The organism is Deltaproteobacteria bacterium (assembly GCA_016180845.1).
In the GTDB taxonomy this organism is placed as follows: domain Bacteria; phylum UBA10199; class UBA10199; order JACPAL01; family JACPAL01; genus JACPAK01.
Map to the genome: position 1 here is coordinate 191,943 of JACPAK010000001.1, position 19,609 is coordinate 211,551.

Here is a 19,609-nt window from a genome sequence, read left to right on the forward strand (position 1 = left end):
ACTTGCCTATTTATTTCTTAACAAACTCAGCCCGACGATTCTTCCACCAGCAACTTTCATTGCTGCAGGTCTCCAGTGGCTTCTCCTCGCCAAAACTCTTTGTCTTGACGCGGCCTTTATCAACTCCGAGTGAAACCAGATAATCCCGAGCGGCATTGGCACGCCGATGACCAAGGGCAATGTTGTACTCCTCTGTGCCTCTCTCATCGCAATGCCCTTCGACCTGGACACTCGCCTTTTCATTGTCCTTCATATAGCCGGCATTTCCCTTCAGGACCTTTTTATATTCGTCCTTGACATCCGACTGGTCGAAGTCGAAGTGGATCCGGTTCAACCCTTTCGAGGTCTTCCCTGCCACATCTGGTTTCCCCTGCTTGGAACATCCAAAAGTCAGAGCTAACCCCACAATCATGAGCATTGCAGCGATCGTCGTCTTCTTCATATCTTTCCCCTCCTTGAGGAATTTAAAAAGTTAAGATAATTTCCTTAAAAAATTTTAACGAAATTTATGTGAAGAAAAGGGAAAAGTCAAATAAAATACCTCTGGACTCATTGAGAAGTGACGTTATAAATTCGGCATAATGCCTGCCAAGATTTTCTACGATGTCCTTGTTGTCGACCACTCTCCACTGGCACAAAATATGTACCAGGTCCTTTTTTCAACGAATGACCGATTCCGGCTCAGATTTTCCGAGGAGTACGAATCGCTTTTCAAAAGAAGCACCCGTTTTCGACCCGATTTGCTTCTGATTAACAGCAATGCGATTGCCCAAGACCAGGAACTCAAATTCCCTTCTCCCACTATACTTATCGCTTCCAAAAGCAGGACCGATATCAAGGAATCCGCTGCAGAGGTCTCTGACCTCTATTTGCTGGAAAAGCCTTTCTATCCGTATGATCTCCTCTCGATTGCGCATAAAATGGTGCGGGATAAACGAGAAAAACCACGCCGAGGCCGACCTCCCGGCAAAGGTGAAAAGAGGAAAAAGTGAATTATTCCGGTCAAGAAAAAAGGATTTACCCCCGCAAACAGCTTCGAACCCGTGTCATCTTTGAAGACGAAACGGGGGAAGGCTTCGTCTATTTTTATACCACCGATATCAGCATGGGAGGTCTTTTTTTCGAATCCGATGTCCCTCTGAAGTTAGGCACAAAAGTTTTTCTTTCTTTCTCGCTGCACGAAGGTGACCCTCTGATTCGAGCCACAGGACAGGTGGTGCGTGTGGAAAAGGAATCAGGGGGTGCCTCACAAATCCTCGGGATGGGGATTCAATACCTCGACCTTCCGGAAGCAGGCCGACAGGCGATCGTACAGTATATTCAGGCCTGAAAAAGCGCCTCGGAAACCTTCAAGAGTCCCTCCAGATCATGAACATCCTCCGAGAAAAAAGGAATCGTAAAATAATAATTCTTCTTCCCCCCCATTTTTTTCAAGAGGGCGATCGCCTCCCGATCCCGGTCGGCTAATTGCTGATATTGATCCAGAACAGAAAGAACTCTGGATCTTAATTCCGCTGAAAGAGAGGCAAGACGTTTGGAAGAAGAATCGGAAACCCCTGCCAGAACCCGATTCACAATAAACCCAAGGAAAGGGAGATCTCGATCACTCATCTGACGATAAAAATAGAGGGCGTCCTGAATCGCCACCGAAGAGGTCGAGGTCACAAGCAAAAAACCAACGATCTCCTGTCGAAGCAATTCATAGACAGATTCGGCCCGATCATGAAATCCCCCTAAAAGCCCTTCCATGAGGGCCAGCATCTCCGAAAGTTCTTTTAAAAATTCAAAACCGGCGAGCTTGTCGAAGACGTGAAAAATTTTGGCCCCTTTTTGCAACATCCCAAAGCCGACACGACTCGCAAAAATTCCCGGCTTTAAAAACCACTTCAGGGCGCTGTGGGAAACCAGTTGAATCATCTTTTGGGGGGCCTCCAAAAAATCGAGGGCATGCCGTGTCGGAGGGGTATCGAGGACAATGAGATCAAATTCCTGACGCCGGAAGAGCTCGTAGAGCTGTTCCATTGCCATATACTCCTGCGATCCTGAAATCATGCTGGACAAATGTTGATAAAGCCGGTTTTCGAGAATTGTCTTCTGGGCGGTCGAAGAGACGGCATACTTTTCAATAAGCCGATCAAACGCCCGCTTCGTATCGAGCATCATCGCATAGAGAGGGGCTCCCCCCGCCGTGCCACGAACGATCTGCGGCTCCAGACCCAACGTATCCAGACCGAGGGCGGTGGCGAGCCTCTTCGCAGGATCAATGGTCAGGACAATCGTCTTGCGCCCATTTTTCGCTGCCCAGAGGGCGATCGAGGCGGCAAGCGTGGTCTTGCCAACCCCCCCACTCCCGCAACAAACGATGATTTTTTTATCCCGCATGGAGGTGGAGAGATTCATGAACAGCCCCCCTCGATTTCCTCTGAGATCCTTTCCACCTCAGCCAAACCGAATTGGCGCGAATAAACAAAAGGAATAGAAATTATTTTTTCTTGAGGAAAGTTTTGCTTCAGCTTGAGTCCATATTCCCGAGAAAGCTGGGCACGGGTCCAATGATGGGTAAAGGTACCGGGAAGGATATTTTTGATTTTCTCCCACTCGGCTTTGGAAAAAGGAGACTCAACCACCTGATTCAAAAAAACCGGTCCCAGTTTCAGATCCAGCTTTTGCTTGAGCCACTCGGCCGTTTCGATCGTCTCAGTCACCGGCATTTCTTCGGGAAGGGCGACACAAGCGATCGCCGTCATTTCATGATCGTGCAAGATCTCATCGATACGATGGGAATGGGTCCAGAGGGGGCCAAAACGAACCGCACTGGAAACAACCGACGAAATCTGGAGAAGGGCGATACTATGTCCTGACGAAGGGGCATCGACGATAATCTGATCATAAGAATCGATGAGTGAATAAATCTTGCCGATCGACATCAGATCAGGAAGTCCCGGCGTCCCATCAATGAAATTACTGACCAGACGGTTTTCGAAAATGGCGCGATAGAGACTTTTCAATTTAATCTGTTTCAGAACATATTCTTTGAAGGCCTCATGAGGATGGATATTGATCCCCCAAAGTCTTGGGAGGAGTTCGACCTCCCGATACCCGATCGGTGGGCATTGAAGGAGATGGGCAACCTGCTCTTCAGAATGAATCTCGGCCAGGAGAACCTTGCGTCCCGATTCGGCCGCGAGAAGGGCCAAGGCGAGACTGACAGTCGTCTTCCCAACACCCCCCTTCCCCGAGACAAAAATCAACTTCTTAGAAAGGAGAGAGGAGGCCTTCACTTACTTTTCATATTTTTTGAGTTGGGTCTCGAGCAGATCAATCTTCTTTCGGAGGGCCCGGATCTCTGATTGCACCGAGGGAAGTGAAGAGACCGATTCAATCGCCGTTTTTAGCTTTTTCTCCGCCTCTTCGCGCGCATGAGTAATCGAAGAGACTCCCGTTTGGACAAAATCGACAATCTTCTCTCCGCCACTTTGAATAATATTTCTGAGCGCCGGAAGAGGGAGAAGACTCTTTTTCTGTTTCTCCTGCTCGAAGATAATCTGGGTCAACGTCACACTCGTCAGATCGTCCTGAGTCTTGTTGTCGATCACCTGAACATCTTCCCCTTCACGAATCATCTCGGCAATTTCCTCCAACGTCACATAGCGACTCGAAAGGGTATCGTAGAGCTTCCGGTTCGGGTATCGTTTGACGAGTCTTTTTTTCTTATTAAGCGGCTGCATGGTGAATTTTTCCTTTCTTCCCCCCCATCTCTTTCCGAAGCGTTGTCACGATCGTTTCAAGTGCCTCTCGTTTCAATTGCGTCTTTGGTGATGTGGATCGTGAAAACCTCCCGATCTCAACCTCCAAGACCCCCAGAATTGATTGAAAAATCGCCTGCCGCATCTCCTCGGCCTTTTTTTCGTCTCCATCTGGCAGCTTATCAAGAACGGCTGTGGTAAGTCCCTTTACCTGAGACAAAACATCTTTCGTCGCCCCCTCTGCATACCGATCGGCAAGTTCAAGGAGGCTCTGAAAGAGAAGCAACACCTCACGTCCTGCCTGAAAGAGATGACGCCTCGCTATCCCGAGTTGGCTGAAGAGACCGGCAAGCGACGAGACCTCGTCCCACTTACCCATTCTTCGGCTCCTTGTTTTCTTTTTCGTCCTTGCCCTTCAATGAACCCTTGAAATTCTTGATCGCCTGTCCCAGCGAAGAACCGATCGAAGGAAGCTTGCCCGCCCCAAAGACAATCAGGACGATCAAAAAAACCAGAATCAGCTCCCAAGGCCCGAGGCCACCGATTCCCATCTGCGTCATAGGAATGTTAAGCATGCGTCATGGATTATCACCCTGCTCAGGGGTTGTCTAGTGCTTCGTCTTCAGAGATTTGCGCGTAGCGCAGCGATGGTTTTCTTATAATCAGAACTCTTGAATATCGCCGAGCCGGCGACGAAGGCGGTCGCACCGGCTTGGGAGGTAAGGTAAATATTGTCCGGCTTGATCCCGCCATCCACTTCGATATCAATCTGGAGATTTTTGCTTTGCAAAATCTTTTTCAGCTCCTCAACCTTTGAAACACAAGAAGAGATAAAACCTTGGCCGGGAAAACCAGGATCAACGGTCATGATCAGGACCATATCCACTTCACTCAAAACAGGGAGAATAGCCGAAACTGATGTCGCCGGATTGATCGCGACCGAGGCCTTCGCCCCCAGTTTATGAATTAGCGCCAGCGTCCCCTTCAGATCTCGGCAGGCCTCGTAGTGGACCGAGATCGAATCAGCTCCCGCCTTCACAAATTCAGGAATATATTTTTCGGCGTTTTCAATCATCAGGTGGGCATCGAGGGGAAGCTTCGTCGCCCGCCGCGCCGCCTCGACCAAAATTGGCCCAGCGGTGATATTCGGGACAAAATGGCCATCCATGATATCGAGATGGATCCAGTCGGCACCCGCCCTTTCAACCGCCTGAATCTCTTCGGCAAGCCGTCCAAAATCTGCAGATAATATGGAAGGGGCGATTTTTTTCACAGGCTTTCAGGCAATTTTACGCTCGATCTTGTCGACACGACGCTTGAGCTTCTCCTGCTCTTCACCAAAAACCCGAATATCCTCGGCGAGGGAGGTGTAAACCTTGTGTTTGTAGCCTTTAATTCAACAAATTCTTTGTCATGCCTTTCCAATATCTTCTTCACATCCGTAAATTGGTCGTTGTGTGTCTCGAGAACTTTGAGTATTTGATCAATTTTAGAGTCCGTTGGCATATGGGGCATATGGTTGGATGTTAGAAGAAAATTTCAAAAAAACAAGCAACTTTTAGAAATGGCTGAGGATAAGCTCAGCGTTAATTGTAAGTTATCATTAAGGAGGGGTTTATGGCACTGAACACATTATTAATTGGCTCGCGATACGGAAGGGATTTAGAAAATGATATCGCTAAGCAAGACGCTCAAACGTTTGGTGTCCTTTCAGGAATCATCGCTTCAGTTACTTTTGCAGTTGCCGAATATAGATCGAACCCTCTCCTAACAGCGAAGAAATTCGGGAAATTGGGTGCGATTGCAGGTGCCGGTTTTATTGGGACTATCAGTCTTTTTTCAAATATTTTTTTTTATGATCGAGGAGAGCGAACTGTTTGGGAGGCAACAGGTTCGACAATTGGATATTCTGTTGGTGGGGGGATAGCGACCGGTTTTGCTGCAGCTCTTGCCGGCTCCATTGGGAAGAGATGGGACCGCCATTTTGTGCCATTTTCTACCTTATTAGGTTTGGCCATTGCGCTAGGGTCAGGCTATCTTATCGCTCAAATATTATCTGAGATAACTTCCTAGTTTTAAGGGATGCCCTTTTAGAAACTCAGCGGCCAACATCCTCTTCTTCCCCTCCAGCTGCAGTTCGTGGATGACAAGAGAACCCTTACCGCAACCGATCTCGATCCCTTCGGGAGAAATCGCCAGGACCTCTCCCGGTTTTCCACTTTTATCGGAGACTGAAGCCCGATGAATTTTAAGAAGCTTCCCCTGAAGATGCGTGAAGGCACCCGGCCACGGAGTGACCCCCCGAATCTGATTCAGAAGTGTCGTCGCCTTCTTCGAGAAATCGAGCTGCCCATCCTCTTTCTTGAGGGAGGGGGCAAGCGTCGCCTCTGATTCATTCTGTGGAGTCGGGCGAAGATCCCCCTTTTCTAAAAGCCCGATCGTCTCAACGAGAAGCTGGGCGCCGCTATTCGCAAGCCGCTGGCCAAGCGTCTCTGCGGTCTCGTCCGATTCAATAGAAACCTTCTTCTGCATCAGGATCGGACCGGCATCCAGTTTTTCCACCATGAACATCGTCGTCACCCCGGTCTCTTCCTCGCCATTGATAAGCGCCCACTGCACCGGCGCCGCCCCGCGATATTTTGGGAGTAATGAAAAGTGCAGGTTCACACAATGTTTGGGGATTTCCAAAATCTCTTTTGGAAGAATCTTGCCATACGCGACGACAACAATCAGATCCGGCGCGAGTCCTTTTAATTTTTCAAAAAACGAAACGTCTCGAATTTTTTCTGGTTGAAGAAGAAGGAGATCGTGATCTTTCGCAAATTCAGCCACCGCACACGAGGTGATCTTCTGTCCCCGCCCCGCCGGACGATCCGGTTGGGTGATAACCGCTACAATACTTTCACCACTCTCCACCAACGCCTTCAGTGAAGGAACAGCGATTTCGGGTGAACCCATGAAAAGGAGGCGTGGTTTATCCAATGTACGCCGGTCCTTTGCCGTGTTCGACCTCTTCTTCGACCCTTTCGCCACGAGCCAATTTCTCTAATTTCTTCTTATAGAGGTCCCGTTTGAGACGCGAGAGGCGATCGACAAGCAGAATCCCCTCGAGGTGATCGATCTCATGCTGAAAGGCGACCGCCAGGAGGTCTTCGCCGAGATGCTTAACCATTTTCCCATGCTGATCGAGCGCCTCGACGATAATTTTCTTTGATCGTTCCACCGGAACAATCAACTGAGGGAGCGAGAGACACCCCTCTTCCCAGATAATCTTTTCTTCGCGTGTGATGATGGTGGGATTGATCAAAACTTTTGGATCGGGCTTCCGTTTTCCTTCTCCTTCAAGTCGTCCCCCCACATCGACAATCAAGATCCTCTTCAAAATTCCAATCTGCGGTGCCGCAAGGCCAACGCCTGGCGCGTCATACATCGTCTCAAACATATCCTCGACGAGCTTCTGGATCTCCCGATCAACCTTCTCAACCGACTCTGATTTCTTTTTCAGGAGAGGGTCGGGGTATTTAAGAATATTGAGAATCACATCATCTCCACTGGATCGACATTCACTAACATCCGTACCCCCGAAGGTAATTCATTTTGTGAAAACCCGTCAAGGATCGGCTGGAGACGTGAATGAAGTTTTAAAAACTCCTGACTTTTAATCAGGAGATGCCAGCGACTCTTTCCCCGAATCTTGGACAACGGACAAGGGGCCGGTCCCAGAATCCTGTGCACCCTTGAAACTTTTTCCGACAACATCCGGATACTGGACGCCACCTTTTTTTCATCCTGCCCTGAGAGAACGATCCGGATCAGCCGACAATAAGGAGGATAACCGGCTACCTGTCGCACCGCTAGTTCGGCATCGATAAACAATTTCCCATCATGATCACGAGCTGCCAAAAGTCCCGGGTGATCCGGGAAAAAGGTCTGAACAAAAACCTGTCCCGGTTTTTCTCCACGACCGGAACGCCCGGACACCTGTGTGATCAGTTGAAACGTCCTCTCTGCCGCACGAAAGTCAGGAAGATTCATCGCGGTATCGGCATCGACAACGCCGACAAGGGTTAAATCGGGATAATCGTGCCCTTTCCCGACCGTCTGTGTCCCCACAAGGATATCGATCTCCTTTTTTTTCATTCGTGAGAGAATTTTCCATAATCCCTCACCAGCAGAGGTGTCGCGATCAAGCCGCTCAATCCGAGCTTTCGGATATTTCTCCTTCAATTCCTCCTCGATCTTCTCTGTTCCAACCCCTTTCGGAGAAAAGGCAGAGGAGTGACAGCGGGGACAAGAGGCCGGTACCTTCTCGCTTGCATCGCAATAGTGGCAGACAAGTTTTCCCTCTTTTTTATGATAGGCGAGCGAGATTTCGCACCCCTGACAACGCGGGATCAACCCACACGATCGACAGAGAAAAAACGGGGCGAACCCGCGCCGGTTCAGAAAGATCAGGCTCTGCTCCCCTCTTCTCAAATTCTCGGCGATCGCCGCCTGGAGATCATTCGAAAGAATACCATTCCCGGAGAGACGTCGATCGATCAACTTGACTTGAGGAAGAGTCGTCCCCTCCGGCCGGCTTGTCAGTTGAAGAAGGGTCATTTTCCCGATCCGGGTCCGATGGAGAGACTCCAGAGAGGGGGTCGCTGACCCCAAAAGAATCCTCGCCCCTTCTTCCTTTCCCCGCCAGAGCGCAAGATCACGCGCATTGTAACAAAAACGCTCCTCCTGTTTGTAGGAAGGGTCGTGTTCTTCATCGACAACAATCAATTTAAGTTGAACAAAAGGGAGAAAAATGGCCGATCGGGTTCCGACGACAATAGATCCCCTCTTTTCGCGAACCGTGAGCCAACTTGCCAGCCTCTGAGCGGGCGTTAGACGGCTGTGATAAGGAGTGATCGAAATCCCGAGCGCCTTTTGAAACCGACCGATCAGTTGCGGGGTCAGGGAAATCTCGGGTACCAGGATCAGGACCTGATTCCCCTTTTCAACCTCCTCCCTCGCCAGATCGATGTAGATCTCTGTCTTTCCGCTCCCCGTAACTCCCTGAAGGAGAAACGGACCGGGGGATTGATCGCGTATCCTTCTGATAATTTCCTTCTGTTCACTGTTCAGATCAACACTCATTGCCGGTTCGAATTCATCGTGAGTTTGGAATGGCTTCCCCTTTCTCCCAACCTTTTTTTCTTTTCCAAAGAGTCCTGGAGGAAGCAGATGTCGGAGAACCTCCCCGATCGGTGTGAAATAATAGCGGGAGGCCCAGGTCAGAAGTTTTAGTTGGTGAATCGTCAAGAGCGGCGTTTCATCCAGGACCTTTTCGATCCTCCGAAGCCCCTTGGGAGTCGGACCCTTCGCCTCTCCGAGGAGACAACCGATCACCTTCCGATTTCCTAATGGAACAACGACGCGTAAACCGGGCACCGCTTTTGTTGAAGAATCAAATTCGTAGGTCAGTGTTCCGGCGAGTCGATAAGGAAGCGCCACGTCAACAAGCATGCAGTGAGCCTAGATGAGATCGCGCTAGGCAACAACTTTAAAAACTTTGTCGTGTTCGCGTACCCGCTGAGAAACCTTGATACCAATGTCGTGACCCCTTTTTGCCTCCTGGATTTTATTATGTTCTTCCTGGATCGAGTTGACCGGTTCCTGAAAATCGGTCGTATGTCCCTTGAAATGGAGCAGGTCTCCGACCTTGATCGCCCCCTTGGTCACTTTAATACCCGCCACACTGGCATGACCAAACCAGTGTTCGACAAAGCCTATTTCTTCCTCCGTCATATTATTTATCCCCCCTTTCCTTCTATAAAATTTACCGCTTGTCTCGATTCTTCGCAAGAGATTCCTTGACACCTTTTTTGAGGGGTGGAACGGATGGGCAGGATGTCTGAGCCGGTCGATATTAATCGTTTTCTGGATCATTCAGCAAAAATAGAAACCTCCGATCTCGACTGGTCCGAGGCAAAAAAACAGAGCCTGACAGAAGAGGAACGTTTTGTCCTCACCTATTTTTCCGATATCGAGGCCCAAACTATTTTCTACTTGAAGGCCCTCCTGAATACCCGGATCACTGATGACCCTGAATCGATCGCCTTCCTCTCCCTCTGGAACTACGAGGAATATTTTCATGGCCGGGTTCTTTCCCAACTTCTTTCTGAGTGTGGTGTCCCGCTTGCATCGCAGCGCTCTTCAGAAGTTCGGAATCGGTCAACTTTCTTAGAGAAAATTCGGGCAACCGGTTCGAAACTAGTCTCTCGTCTCTTCCCCAAATCGTTCCTCGCCCTCTACATGACCTGGGGAGCAGTCAATGAGCTGACAACACTCAAAGGTTATGAGCAGTTGGAACAGAAGACAAAAAATCCAATTCTAAGAGAACTCTGCCAAAGGATTGCAAAACAGGAGAGGCGTCACTTCGCCTGGTACTACAATAGCGCCAAGGAACGGCTTTCCCGATCGCGATGGGCGCAAATTTTTACGCGATCGATCCTCAATCTCTTCTGGTCGCCTGTCGGGGCAGCGGTGAAAGGGAAACAAGAGGCAGCTCGACTTTTTACAACCCTTTTCCCAAGCAATGCAGGAACTACCCTAGGCAGGGAAGTGGATCAGAAAATTTCAGATCTGCCCGGATTGGGAAAGACAGGTATTATGAGCCGATTCACGCATGCTTGCCAAAAAATATCTCCTATGGTTGTATAGAGGGCGATGGAAAAACCGGCGAAGCCACGTTGTGAAGTCTGTCCCTCCCGCCTCCTCGGCGTCTTTTGTACCTTGGAGGGAGGGGTGCTTGACGAATTCAACAAGCACAAGACAACAAACGAATACAAAAAAGGTCAGGTCATCTTCTACGAGGGAAATCAGGCCTATGGGCTTTATTGTATCTTCTCTGGAAAGGTGAAACTCTACAAAACCGGGGTTGATGGAAAACAACAGATCGTCCGGATCGTCGGTCCTGGCGATCTTCTCGGTTACCGCGCTTTTTTTTCTGACGAACCGTATCATGCCACGGGAGAGGTCTTGGAAGACGCGACCATTTGTTGTATTGATAAAAATGCCTTTCTTTCAGTCCTCGCAAAGAACTCGCAACTTGCCTTTAATGTGATCAAAAAGATGTCAAAAGACCTCCGTGTTGCCGAAGATCTGGCAACCAGTATTGCCCAAAAATCGGTTCGGGAGCGAATGGCGGAACTCCTCCTGATGCTGAAGGAGACCTACGGCAAGCAAACAAAGAAGGGGCATGTCATCGAAATTCACCTCTCGCGGGAAGAGTTAGCCGAAATGATCGGGATCACACAGGAAACCGCTATCCGTCTCCTTTCCGAATTCAAAAAAGACGGGATGATTGAAGTCAAGGACAGAGAGATCACGGTGCTCGATTCCAAGTCGCTTCTTGAAACTGCCGGCATTGAATTCTGACACAGCTGATCAAGATCATATCCACAACTGAGTCCTGTCATTTATAAACAAGCTAGCTCATTTACTCTTAGAATTATGACGAATGAAGAGATTCTTTCCGCCTTAAAGGGACAATGGGGAAACCTCCTGAAGAAAGGTCAGCCGCTGATCTTTCACAAAGGACAGGTCCTTGTTTACGAAGGGCACGACCCCTACGGTGTTTTTGTCATCCAATCCGGGGATATTCAGTTTACGAAGGGGAAATCATCCTGTCCTGCAGAGCATTTCTGGCACTCTCCAAAAGGAAATGTTTTAGGAGTCGAGCATTTTTTCGATGGAAGTCCTTTTTGTTGCACCTGTGTTGCCACTTCGGACTGCCGTGTAGTCTTTATTTCCAAGACTCAATTACTGCCATTCGCCACGAAATGAATTTGTCTCTGCTTTTCGAAAACGCATGATTAAGATCATATATTAAATTTTTCTCGTCACCTAAACCCGTCCCACAAATGACCTCCTGGCTTCCCGAAGACATTTCAACTTATGGTCACGGAATTGATCATACAATTCGTGTCATCTACTACATCGTCGGGGCCTGGTTTGTCCTTACGGAGGCGGTCCTTTTCTATTTCATCATCCGCTATCGGAAGCGAAAAACAACCACCGCGACCTATCAACCCGGCACCACTTTTAAGGCACTCGCCTGGATTTTATTGCCAGCGGCGCTGATCCTTGTTTTTGATCTTGGAATCGATCTTGTCCAAGGACCTGTCTGGAATGAAATCAAGATCTATCTTCCCACGGCAGATCAGACGGTCCGGATCAAGGGACGGCAATTCGTCTGGGAGATCACCCATCCGGGGGCCGACGGGAAATTGGAGACACCGGACGATATTCAAATCTTGAATCAACTCGTCGTGCCGGTTCACAAGAAAATTCAATTCGAACTTCAGTCGGAAGATGTCCTGCATAGCCTCTGGATTCCGAACTTAAGGCTCAAGCAGGATGCGGTGCCGGGTCGCACGATCAAGGGTTGGTTTGAAGCGACGAAGGAGGGGATCTATCCGCTCGCCTGCGCGGAACTGTGCGGCAGTGGCCATGGGACGATGAAGGGACAACTGCAGGTCTTGAACGAAACGGATTACCAGAACTGGTTAAAGGAGAACAGAAGCCTGGAGGTTGGACGTGTCGAATAATCATTTGAGTTTTTGGCGCCGTTATCTTTTTTCCGTCGACCACAAGGTAATCGGAAAACAATACCTGATCACCGGCCTTTTGATGGCAATCATCGGGGGTTACCTCGCCTATCTCTTCCGATACCAGCTCGCCTTTCCGAATGAACCGGTCCCGGGATACGGATTGGTGGGACCCGATCAATACAACTCCTTCGTCACGATGCATGGAACGATCATGGTCTTTTGGGTCGCGATGCCGATCCTGCTCTCCGGATTTGGGAATTTCCTGCTTCCCCTCATGATCGGCGCCGGAGACATGGCCTTCCCGCGTCTCAACATGACATCTTACTGGGTCTTTTTCTTGAGCACCGTCGTCCTCCTGCTTTCATTCTTCGTTCCGGGCGGATCCTTCTCAGGAGGGTGGACTATTTATCCCCCCCTCTCCGCATCGCCCGGTTACACCGGCGTCATATGGGGCGGACACCTCTGGATCCTTGCCGTCGCGCTTGAATTCACCTCGATGCTGATGGGAGGAATAAATTTCCTGACAACGACCGTGGCAATGAGGGCCAAGGGGATGGGTCTCTTTCGGCTCCCGATCTTTGTCTGGATGATCAATATCGCCTCCATCCTCTTCATGTTTTCTGTCGGGCCCCTCATCGCCGGGGCCTTTATGCTGCTGGCCGACCGGCTCTTTGATGTCGGTTTTTATCTCCCCGCCTCCGGTGGAGATCCGCTCCTCTTTCAACATCTCTTTTGGTTCTTTGGTCACCCGGAGGTTTATGTCCTTTTGCTGCCGGCGCTCGGGATCATTGCCGAAATTTTCCCTGTCTTCTCGCGCAAGCCGCTCTTCGGTTATCGAACGATTATCTATTCAACACTGGTTGCTGGCCTGCTCAGTTTCATCGTCTGGGCCCATCACCAGTTTATCAGCGGCATCGACCCCCGACTTGCGGCCCCTTTCAGTGTCACAACAATCCTGATTTCTGTCCCATTCGCTATCACCCTCTTCGCCTTTATTGCGACCCTGTGGCGCGGGTCGATCCGGCTCACGACATCGATGCTCTTCGCCCTCGGAATGCTCGCAGAATTCCTGGTCGGAGGGGTTACGGGGATCTTCAACGGCTCGACCGCTGCCGATATTTACATCCATGACACGCTTTTCGTCGTCGCCCATTTCCACTACACCTTATTCCCTGTCACCTTCATCGCCACATTCGCCGGCATCTACTACTGGTACCCAAAGATGTTCGGGAGATTCATGAACGAAACATGGGGCAAGGTGCATTTCTGGATCACGATCATCGGTTTCAATGCGGTTTTTCTGCCGATGTTTGCGTTCGGTCTGGCAGGACATCAACGCCGGATCTTCGATCCGACCCTCTTTGATTATCTCCAACCGTATCAGTATCTCCACGTCATCGCGACGGTCGGTCTGATCGTGATGTTGGCGGGGCAAATCCCTTTCATCATCAATTTTTTTGCAAGCCTTTCCCGAGGGAAGGTGGTCGATCGAAATCCATGGTTGGCCAACACCCTCGAATGGCTCGCTCCTTCACCACCGGGACATGGAAATTTTGATCAGGAACCGGTCGTTCAGCGAGGACCGTATGAGTACAGTCATCCCTTGTTAAAAGAAAGAGACTGGATCAGCCAGGGGGAGTTATGAAACATCGTCTCGGCATCTGGTTTTTTTTAGGCTCCGAAATCGCCGTCTTCGGGGGATTGATCGCCTGTTATCTGCTCTATCGCTTTCGCCATCCGGAATGGGGGTTGCAGGCGGTTCACACCCTGACCGGAATCGGTGCGATCAACACAGTCGTACTTCTTACCAGCAGCCTCACAATGATCCTCGCGCATTGGTTTGTTGAAGAAGACAATTTCAAATCGGCTGCGAATTATCTTGGGATGACAATCCTGCTTGGAATCGTCTTCCTTCTCTTCAAGTCTTATGAATATCACCATGAAATCAATCAGGGGCTCGTACCAACAAAGAGCCTCTTTTGGGGCTTTTACTATCTGATGACCGGCCTCCATGCCCTGCATGTTATCGGAGGTCTGGTGGCGAACGGGATCATCTGGACGGGACTCCGAAAGGGGTTCTCCACACATCGGATCGAATCGGTCGGGATTTATTGGCACTTCGTTGACGTCGTCTGGATCTTCCTCTTCCCCCTCCTTTATATAGCCTCTTCTGGAGGTGCCCAGTGAAACCGCGTCACCTTGTTGGGATCTGGGTACTCCTGCTTGTCCTCTTGGGGGTCAGTCTTCTCTTGGCCAATCTTGGGAACGTCCTGCTTGCAACGACACTCATATTTGGGGTTGCCGCCCTGAAGGCGACACTCGTCGCGCTGTTTTACATGCGTCTTAAATGGGAACCGGGGTATATCTTCGCCATCATCTTTACCGGACTTGCGGTTGTGCTGATCCTCTTTTTCACCCTCGTTCCTGATATCATCTACGTTTATGGAAACTAAAAAAGGCCAGATTGGACTTCTGTTTTTTCTGGCAACCGAGGTGATGTTTTTTGCCGGTCTCTTTTCTGCCTACTGGGTCCTTCGCGCGCAGACAGGGGAATGGCCCCCTGTCGGCCAACCGCGCCTTCCAGTCCTCGTCACCGGAATCAATACCGTTATCCTGCTCCTGAGCGCCGTCGCCATCTGGCGGGCCGATGCCGCCCAAAAAAAAGGGTGTCATCTTTGTCTTGTCGGTTGGTTAGGACTGACAGGCGTCGGTGGTCTTCTGTTTCTTGGAATCCAAGGGTATGAATGGATGCGATTGATCCAGTTCGGTCTCACAACAGCCCGAAATATCTACGGCGGCATCTTTTATATGATTGTCGGCGCGCATGGGGTCCATGTCATTGCGGCACTCATCGTTCTCTTGGTCGTCTTTCTAAAAGCGGTCCGCTATCGGTATGCAGAAACCAACAAAACGGGTCTCGTCCTCTTTCAGATCTATTGGACCTTTGTTGTCTTGCTCTGGCCGGTGATCTATGTGGCCATCTATCTACTTTAAGTGGAAAATAAATCCCCCCTTAATCCCCCCTTTGTCAAAGGGGAGTTGGGGGGGATTTTTCTGGATTCTTCTATCAAGCGAAGAGCTTTGGGCTTGTCCCCTTTGTGTGACTAACTTGGGCCGCTCCACTGTTTACCGCTGGCCAACCCTCCTGCTGATCCTCATCCCTTTGATAATGCTTGGCATTCTGGGATGGTGGCTGCATCGCCTCATCAAAAAAGAATTGGAAAAGGATCATCCGACCAGCTGATCTCCGTCATGTCGATTTTTGTGAGGTAGGGGGACAGTGTAACCAATGGTCTCATGCCAAAATTTTTCGCCGGCTAGTGCCTTCGCGGTCACCCTCATGGCACTGGCGTGCAATGAACCTTCGCGCAGTGCTGCCGCGCGTTTTCATTGCCCGCCAATGCTCATGGGGTTCCCGACCGCTCTCGGCAAACCCGACTCAAAATTTTACGCATGAGACCATTGGAAACTCATGATGCAAAGTACACCAATAAAAATGGCTGTTTCCTCTACTGAGCCCGCGAAACATCAACGAATCGCCCTGATTGGTAATCCTAACGTCGGCAAGAGCGTGCTGTTCGGTCTTTTGGGGGGACACTATGCCTCCGTTTCCAATTACCCCGGGACCACTGTCGAGGTCTCCTCCGTCGAGACAACCCTTCATCGAGAAAAAACTACCTTTTGGGATACCCCCGGTGTCAACCTCCTCGTCCCGATGTCAGAGGCGGAAAAGGTCACGCGGGATATCCTCCTGACCGAACCGATCGATGCCGTGATTCAGGTTGCCGACGCGAAAAACCTGCGCCGTTCGCTCCTCCTCTCCCTTCAACTCGCCGAGATGGGGATCCCGTTCCTCTTAAATCTCAATATGGAAGATGAATCATCCAAACGTGGAATCTTAATCGACAAGGAACAACTCGCCTCCTTGCTCGGAATTCCTGTCGTTGGAACCATCGCGATCAAAAAAAAGGGGATCGAGGAATTAAAACAAAAAATCGCCTCTGTGCGAACCTCAACATTTGCTTTTCATTATTCAAAAGAGATTGAAGAGGCGATCCATAAAATAGAGATCCGTCTTCCTAATTCACGCATCTCAAAAAGATCGATTGCCGTGATGATCCTGGCCGGTGACAAAAGCCTCAATGACTGGCTCTCCATCGGAGTCCCTCCTCCCGTGATGAAGGAGATCGAGCATATCCAAAACGAGACGGCAGAAAAATTTGCCGAACCGCTGCTTTATCTGATGAACCGGGAACGTTTAAAACAGGTCGACCTGATTCTAAAAACAGTTTTTCTCAAAAAATCCGGACAAAAGAAGGAGTGGCTCGAACTTTTCGGCAAGCTCTCGATGCACCCTGTGGGTGGTTTTGTAGTCCTGACAGGGGTTTTATTCGCCCTCTATGAATTTGTCGGCAAATTCGGAGCGCAAACCGGCGTCAACTGGCTCGAAAAAGTTCTGTTCGGTCAATACTTGAACCCCTGGGCCAAAGCTTTTTTTTCAACACTCTTTTCCTCGTCCCCATTCCTCAGTGATCTCTTCGTCGGTCCCTATGGGCTGATCACGATGGGACTCACCTACGCCTTTGGGATCATCTTCCCGATTGTGCTAACCTTCTTTATCTTCTTCGGTCTCATGGAGGACTCGGGCTATCTGCCAAGACTCGCGGTCATGATGAACAGGCTTTTCCGGATCATGGGACTCAATGGAAGGGCGGTCGTCCCGATGGTCTTGGGGTTGGGTTGCGATACGATGGCGACTGTTTCCTCCCGAATCATGGATACCAAGAAAGAGCGGGTCATTTTGACCTTCCTGCTCGCACTCGGTGTCCCCTGTTCGGCCCAGCTCGGGATCATCCTCGGGATGTTTGGATCCCTCCCGCGATGGGCCCCGTTCCTCTGGGGCGGCGTGGTCGGTGGGGTCATGATCTTTATGGGTTTCCTCGCCTCCAGGGTTCTTCGAGGAGAGACCTCTGACTTCATCGCCGAGATCCCCCCGATCCGAAGGCCTCTCCTGAAAAATATCATGACGAAGACGATCGCCCGACTTGAGTGGTATCTGAAAGAGGTCACACCCCTCTTCCTCATCGCGACATTTTTTCTTTTCTTGCTCGACCGGCTTCACCTGATCGCAGCGATCCAGAACGCCGCCTCCCCGTTGATTGTGAAGGGACTCAGCCTCCCCCCCGAGGCGACTGAGGTTTTTCTGGCAGGATTTTTGAGACGAGATTATGCCGCGACCTATTTTTTCGATCTCTTTAATAAAGGAATGCTGGACACGACGCAGGCAATTGTCTGCCTTATCGTCATCACCCTCTTCGTCCCCTGTCTCGCGAATCTCCTGATGATCGTCAAGGAGCGAGGCGCACGGACCGCGACGGTGATGGTTGGGCTGGTTTATCTGATCGCGTTTGCCGTTGGTGGAATTGTTAATTTTATCTTGAGAATTTGAGGGAGTGTAAAATGACCAAGTGTCCTCTTTGCCAACGTGAATTTGATGAGCAAAACGCCTGCCGGGGGTGTGGTCTCCGGAAGGGGTGTCAACTCTGGAGATGCCCGTATTGCCATTACGAGTTTGTTGAAAAGTCCTCCCTGATCGATTTCCTGAAACGAATCGGAAGTCGTTTCAAAAAGGAAAAAACCCTCCCTGTCGTCAGCGAAGACCCCCTCGTCATCTCGCTGACTGAAGGGATCGAGGGAGAAAACTATCAGGTTGTCTTTGTCCGTCCACGGCATGAGATGCGTCTGAACCATCTCGCCAGTTTTGGCGTGGTCCCCGGCAGTGAAATCTCACTCCATCAAAAAAGACCGGCCTTTGTAATCCAAGCGGGCGAAACCGAGATCGCACTCGAAGAGACGGTTGTCAAAGAGATCTTTGTCAAAAAAACAGCGCCCTGATGAGAATCATATAGCCACATGCTTTGAATCATTATATGCGTCTGAAATCGATAGTAAAAAAAAATTAACAAACTTCTTTCAAGAAAGGGGGCTTCATGAAAAACAAACTGATCCGATGGTGGCTAGAGGGTGTAGCGATTCTCTTCTTTACCTTCCTCCTCCTGCCACAACAGGCCAACGCCACTGCACAATGGGCCCGGAAGTACCAGATGAACTGTCAAACCTGTCACACCTCGTTCCCGAGACTCACCTACTTCGGGGAAAAATTCGCGCGGAACGGCTACCAGTTGCCGGACACCCAAGATGGGGATGAAACGAAAGAGGCGGTCGGCGACCATCTCTTTATCGACAAGATCGGAAATCTCCTCGGAATGCGAATCAGTGTCTCACCCGTCGAAGCCACAACAAATACACTCAACATCGATGGGAGCCGGAAGGATTTTGAGTTTAATTTCGGTGATACCAAGTGGCTCCAGTTCTTTACAGCAGGAAGTATTTTCAAGAATGCCTCCATTTTCATAGAGACCGAGATTGAACCGACGGCGGTTCATCTCAACTGGTTTACACTCGGCTATCACAATCTCTTTGATTCAAGCCTCCTCAATGTTCGGGCTGGCCGCATCTCAATGATGAACTGGCATGCCCAATCAGGACGCCTGAGGATGATTCCAAACGTCAACGTCGCTTCACACAGGTTTCGTCCCAGCCAAGGGGCAAACCGAGCGGTCGCAGAAGAGCCGATCCGAATCAGCTCACCGGTCCCTGGAATCGAGCTTTATGGATACCGTGAATTCTTCCTCTACTCCGTCGGTGTCTCCAACGGTGAAGATATGGACGACCCGAACCAGTACAAGAACTTCTTCGGGACACTCCGTTTCGATTTGCCCGAAGGGGAACTGGCAGGAAGTAACATCAGTGGCTGGGGGATGTGGGGACGAGATACAGTAAATTCAGGAGCTGAATCAACCCCCATAGCGCAGACACGCAACACCTTCTATCGTCTCTCTCCAGCGGTTAATGTGCGGTGGAAGGGATATGATCTCATCGGGGCTTATGTGTATGGGAAGGAAGATAATTACAATCTGGTTGACCCCGAAGTAACCAACAAGAGTCACGGTGCGACAGGTCAGCTCGGCTACCTGATCCATCCACAGTGGTTCGCAGCGCTCCAGTATGACTTCGTGAAGGATGATCAAAACAGCCGGGACGAATTCCACAAGATCTCGGAGAGCGTCTCCTTCATGCCACGAGAGAACATGAGGATCGGGCTGACCTTACGTGAAGACATGAAGAAACCAACGACCGGTCGGCAGCATGAATTGCTGCTAAATGTTCGTTCCATGTTTTAAAGTCACTCATACCCCAAGGTGACTCAACAAGCGG

Annotated in this window: 26 protein-coding genes; 14 read left to right on the forward strand and 12 right to left on the reverse strand. The window is 50.1% G+C overall.

Features of this window, described 5'->3' with window-relative positions:
- Nucleotides 1-10: 10 nt before the first annotated feature.
- A complete protein-coding gene (gene pal / locus HYT76_00960) occupies nt 11-442 on the reverse strand; it encodes a peptidoglycan-associated lipoprotein Pal (protein ID MBI2082114.1) in 432 nt (143 codons plus the stop codon).
- 139 nt (nt 443-581) lie between these two features.
- Here pal and HYT76_00965 point away from each other — a divergent pair, with 139 nt between their 5' ends.
- Together HYT76_00965 and HYT76_00970 are read left to right on the forward strand one after the other, a co-directional pair.
- Nucleotides 582-992, forward strand: coding sequence for a hypothetical protein (locus tag HYT76_00965; GenBank protein ID MBI2082115.1), 411 nt, complete (start codon nt 582-584; stop codon nt 990-992).
- Nucleotides 989-1,330: a PilZ domain-containing protein gene (locus HYT76_00970; GenBank protein ID MBI2082116.1), complete on the forward strand. Its 342-nt coding sequence runs from the start codon at nt 989-991 to the stop codon at nt 1,328-1,330. The genes HYT76_00965 and HYT76_00970 overlap by 4 nt, the downstream gene beginning before the upstream one ends.
- Here HYT76_00970 and HYT76_00975 read toward each other — a convergent pair.
- The 6 genes from HYT76_00975 to HYT76_01000 all read right to left on the reverse strand — a co-directional run bounded on the left by HYT76_00975 (nt 1,321) and on the right by HYT76_01000 (nt 5,019).
- Complete coding sequence (locus HYT76_00975; protein ID MBI2082117.1) at nt 1,321-2,400, reverse strand: ArsA family ATPase; 1,080 nt, start codon at nt 2,398-2,400, stop codon at nt 1,321-1,323. The two genes, HYT76_00970 and HYT76_00975, sit on opposite strands and share 10 nt — an antisense overlap.
- On the reverse strand, nt 2,397-3,281 hold the full coding sequence (locus HYT76_00980) for an ArsA family ATPase (protein MBI2082118.1): 885 nt from the start codon (nt 3,279-3,281) through the stop codon (nt 2,397-2,399). Before HYT76_00980 ends, HYT76_00975 begins: the two co-directional genes overlap by 4 nt.
- Nucleotides 3,282-3,728: a hypothetical protein gene (locus HYT76_00985; protein ID MBI2082119.1), complete on the reverse strand. Its 447-nt coding sequence runs from the start codon at nt 3,726-3,728 to the stop codon at nt 3,282-3,284.
- Nucleotides 3,715-4,125, reverse strand: coding sequence for a hypothetical protein (locus tag HYT76_00990; protein MBI2082120.1), 411 nt, complete (start codon nt 4,123-4,125; stop codon nt 3,715-3,717). The genes HYT76_00985 and HYT76_00990 overlap by 14 nt, the downstream gene beginning before the upstream one ends.
- On the reverse strand, nt 4,118-4,297 hold the full coding sequence (locus HYT76_00995; protein ID MBI2082121.1) for a twin-arginine translocase TatA/TatE family subunit: 180 nt from the start codon (nt 4,295-4,297) through the stop codon (nt 4,118-4,120). The genes HYT76_00990 and HYT76_00995 overlap by 8 nt, the downstream gene beginning before the upstream one ends.
- 71 nt (nt 4,298-4,368) lie before the next feature.
- The gene (locus tag HYT76_01000; GenBank protein ID MBI2082122.1) at nt 4,369-5,019 is read right to left on the reverse strand and encodes a ribulose-phosphate 3-epimerase; all 651 of its coding nucleotides are present in this window, start codon (nt 5,017-5,019) and stop codon (nt 4,369-4,371) included.
- Between the two features lie 344 nt (nt 5,020-5,363).
- Between HYT76_01000 and HYT76_01005 the strand changes: the two genes are divergently transcribed.
- Nucleotides 5,364-5,819 (forward strand): hypothetical protein, encoded by a 456-nt coding sequence (locus tag HYT76_01005; protein MBI2082123.1) that lies wholly within the window; start codon nt 5,364-5,366, stop codon nt 5,817-5,819.
- Here HYT76_01005 and HYT76_01010 read toward each other — a convergent pair.
- The 4 genes from HYT76_01010 to HYT76_01025 are packed head-to-tail and all read right to left on the reverse strand — an operon-like array spanning nt 5,799 to nt 9,524.
- Nucleotides 5,799-6,728 carry a methionyl-tRNA formyltransferase gene (locus HYT76_01010; protein MBI2082124.1) on the reverse strand — a complete coding sequence of 310 codons (930 nt, stop codon included), beginning with the start codon at nt 6,726-6,728 and terminating at the stop codon, nt 5,799-5,801. The two genes, HYT76_01005 and HYT76_01010, sit on opposite strands and share 21 nt — an antisense overlap.
- On the reverse strand, nt 6,721-7,338 hold the full coding sequence (gene def, locus HYT76_01015; protein MBI2082125.1) for a peptide deformylase: 618 nt from the start codon (nt 7,336-7,338) through the stop codon (nt 6,721-6,723). Before def ends, HYT76_01010 begins: the two co-directional genes overlap by 8 nt.
- Nucleotides 7,284-9,242, reverse strand: a complete 1,959-nt coding sequence (gene priA, locus HYT76_01020) for a primosomal protein N' (GenBank protein ID MBI2082126.1) — start codon at nt 9,240-9,242, stop codon at nt 7,284-7,286. The genes def and priA overlap by 55 nt, the downstream gene beginning before the upstream one ends.
- A 24-nt stretch (nt 9,243-9,266) precedes the next feature.
- Nucleotides 9,267-9,524, reverse strand: a complete 258-nt coding sequence (locus HYT76_01025) for a hypothetical protein (protein ID MBI2082127.1) — start codon at nt 9,522-9,524, stop codon at nt 9,267-9,269.
- Between the two features lie 102 nt (nt 9,525-9,626).
- On the opposite strand from HYT76_01025, the gene HYT76_01030 reads away from it, so the two are divergent.
- From HYT76_01030 to HYT76_01065, 8 genes are all read left to right on the forward strand, one after another.
- Complete coding sequence (locus tag HYT76_01030; protein MBI2082128.1) at nt 9,627-10,439, forward strand: hypothetical protein; 813 nt, start codon at nt 9,627-9,629, stop codon at nt 10,437-10,439.
- A gap of 6 nt (nt 10,440-10,445) precedes the next feature.
- Nucleotides 10,446-11,156, forward strand: coding sequence for a Crp/Fnr family transcriptional regulator (locus HYT76_01035; protein ID MBI2082129.1), 711 nt, complete (start codon nt 10,446-10,448; stop codon nt 11,154-11,156).
- Between the two features lie 75 nt (nt 11,157-11,231).
- Nucleotides 11,232-11,564, forward strand: a complete 333-nt coding sequence (locus HYT76_01040) for a cyclic nucleotide-binding domain-containing protein (GenBank protein MBI2082130.1) — start codon at nt 11,232-11,234, stop codon at nt 11,562-11,564.
- A 77-nt stretch (nt 11,565-11,641) separates the two neighbouring features.
- The gene (locus HYT76_01045; protein MBI2082131.1) at nt 11,642-12,328 is read left to right on the forward strand and encodes a cytochrome c oxidase subunit II; all 687 of its coding nucleotides are present in this window, start codon (nt 11,642-11,644) and stop codon (nt 12,326-12,328) included.
- Nucleotides 12,329-12,410: 82 nt separating this feature from the next.
- Nucleotides 12,411-13,976 (forward strand): cbb3-type cytochrome c oxidase subunit I, encoded by a 1,566-nt coding sequence (locus HYT76_01050; protein MBI2082132.1) that lies wholly within the window; start codon nt 12,411-12,413, stop codon nt 13,974-13,976.
- Nucleotides 13,973-14,518 carry a cytochrome c oxidase subunit 3 gene (locus HYT76_01055; protein ID MBI2082133.1) on the forward strand — a complete coding sequence of 182 codons (546 nt, stop codon included), beginning with the start codon at nt 13,973-13,975 and terminating at the stop codon, nt 14,516-14,518. Before HYT76_01050 ends, HYT76_01055 begins: the two co-directional genes overlap by 4 nt.
- Nucleotides 14,515-14,784 (forward strand): cytochrome C oxidase subunit IV family protein, encoded by a 270-nt coding sequence (locus HYT76_01060; GenBank protein MBI2082134.1) that lies wholly within the window; start codon nt 14,515-14,517, stop codon nt 14,782-14,784. The genes HYT76_01055 and HYT76_01060 overlap by 4 nt, the downstream gene beginning before the upstream one ends.
- Nucleotides 14,774-15,325, forward strand: coding sequence for a heme-copper oxidase subunit III (locus HYT76_01065; protein ID MBI2082135.1), 552 nt, complete (start codon nt 14,774-14,776; stop codon nt 15,323-15,325). Before HYT76_01060 ends, HYT76_01065 begins: the two co-directional genes overlap by 11 nt.
- 73 nt (nt 15,326-15,398) lie before the next feature.
- Here HYT76_01065 and HYT76_01070 read toward each other — a convergent pair whose 3' ends face one another.
- Complete coding sequence (locus tag HYT76_01070; GenBank protein ID MBI2082136.1) at nt 15,399-15,563, reverse strand: hypothetical protein; 165 nt, start codon at nt 15,561-15,563, stop codon at nt 15,399-15,401.
- Nucleotides 15,564-15,827: 264 nt separating this feature from the next.
- On the opposite strand from HYT76_01070, the gene feoB reads away from it, so the two are divergent.
- The 3 genes from feoB (at nt 15,828) to HYT76_01085 (ending at nt 19,575) form a co-directional block, all read left to right on the forward strand.
- Nucleotides 15,828-17,780 carry a ferrous iron transport protein B gene (feoB, locus tag HYT76_01075; GenBank protein MBI2082137.1) on the forward strand — a complete coding sequence of 651 codons (1,953 nt, stop codon included), beginning with the start codon at nt 15,828-15,830 and terminating at the stop codon, nt 17,778-17,780.
- Nucleotides 17,781-17,791: 11 nt separating this feature from the next.
- Nucleotides 17,792-18,226, forward strand: coding sequence for a ferrous iron transport protein A (locus HYT76_01080; GenBank protein ID MBI2082138.1), 435 nt, complete (start codon nt 17,792-17,794; stop codon nt 18,224-18,226).
- A 95-nt stretch (nt 18,227-18,321) separates the two neighbouring features.
- The gene (locus HYT76_01085) at nt 18,322-19,575 is read left to right on the forward strand and encodes a hypothetical protein (GenBank protein MBI2082139.1); all 1,254 of its coding nucleotides are present in this window, start codon (nt 18,322-18,324) and stop codon (nt 19,573-19,575) included.
- The last annotated feature ends 34 nt before the right edge of the window (nt 19,576-19,609 follow it).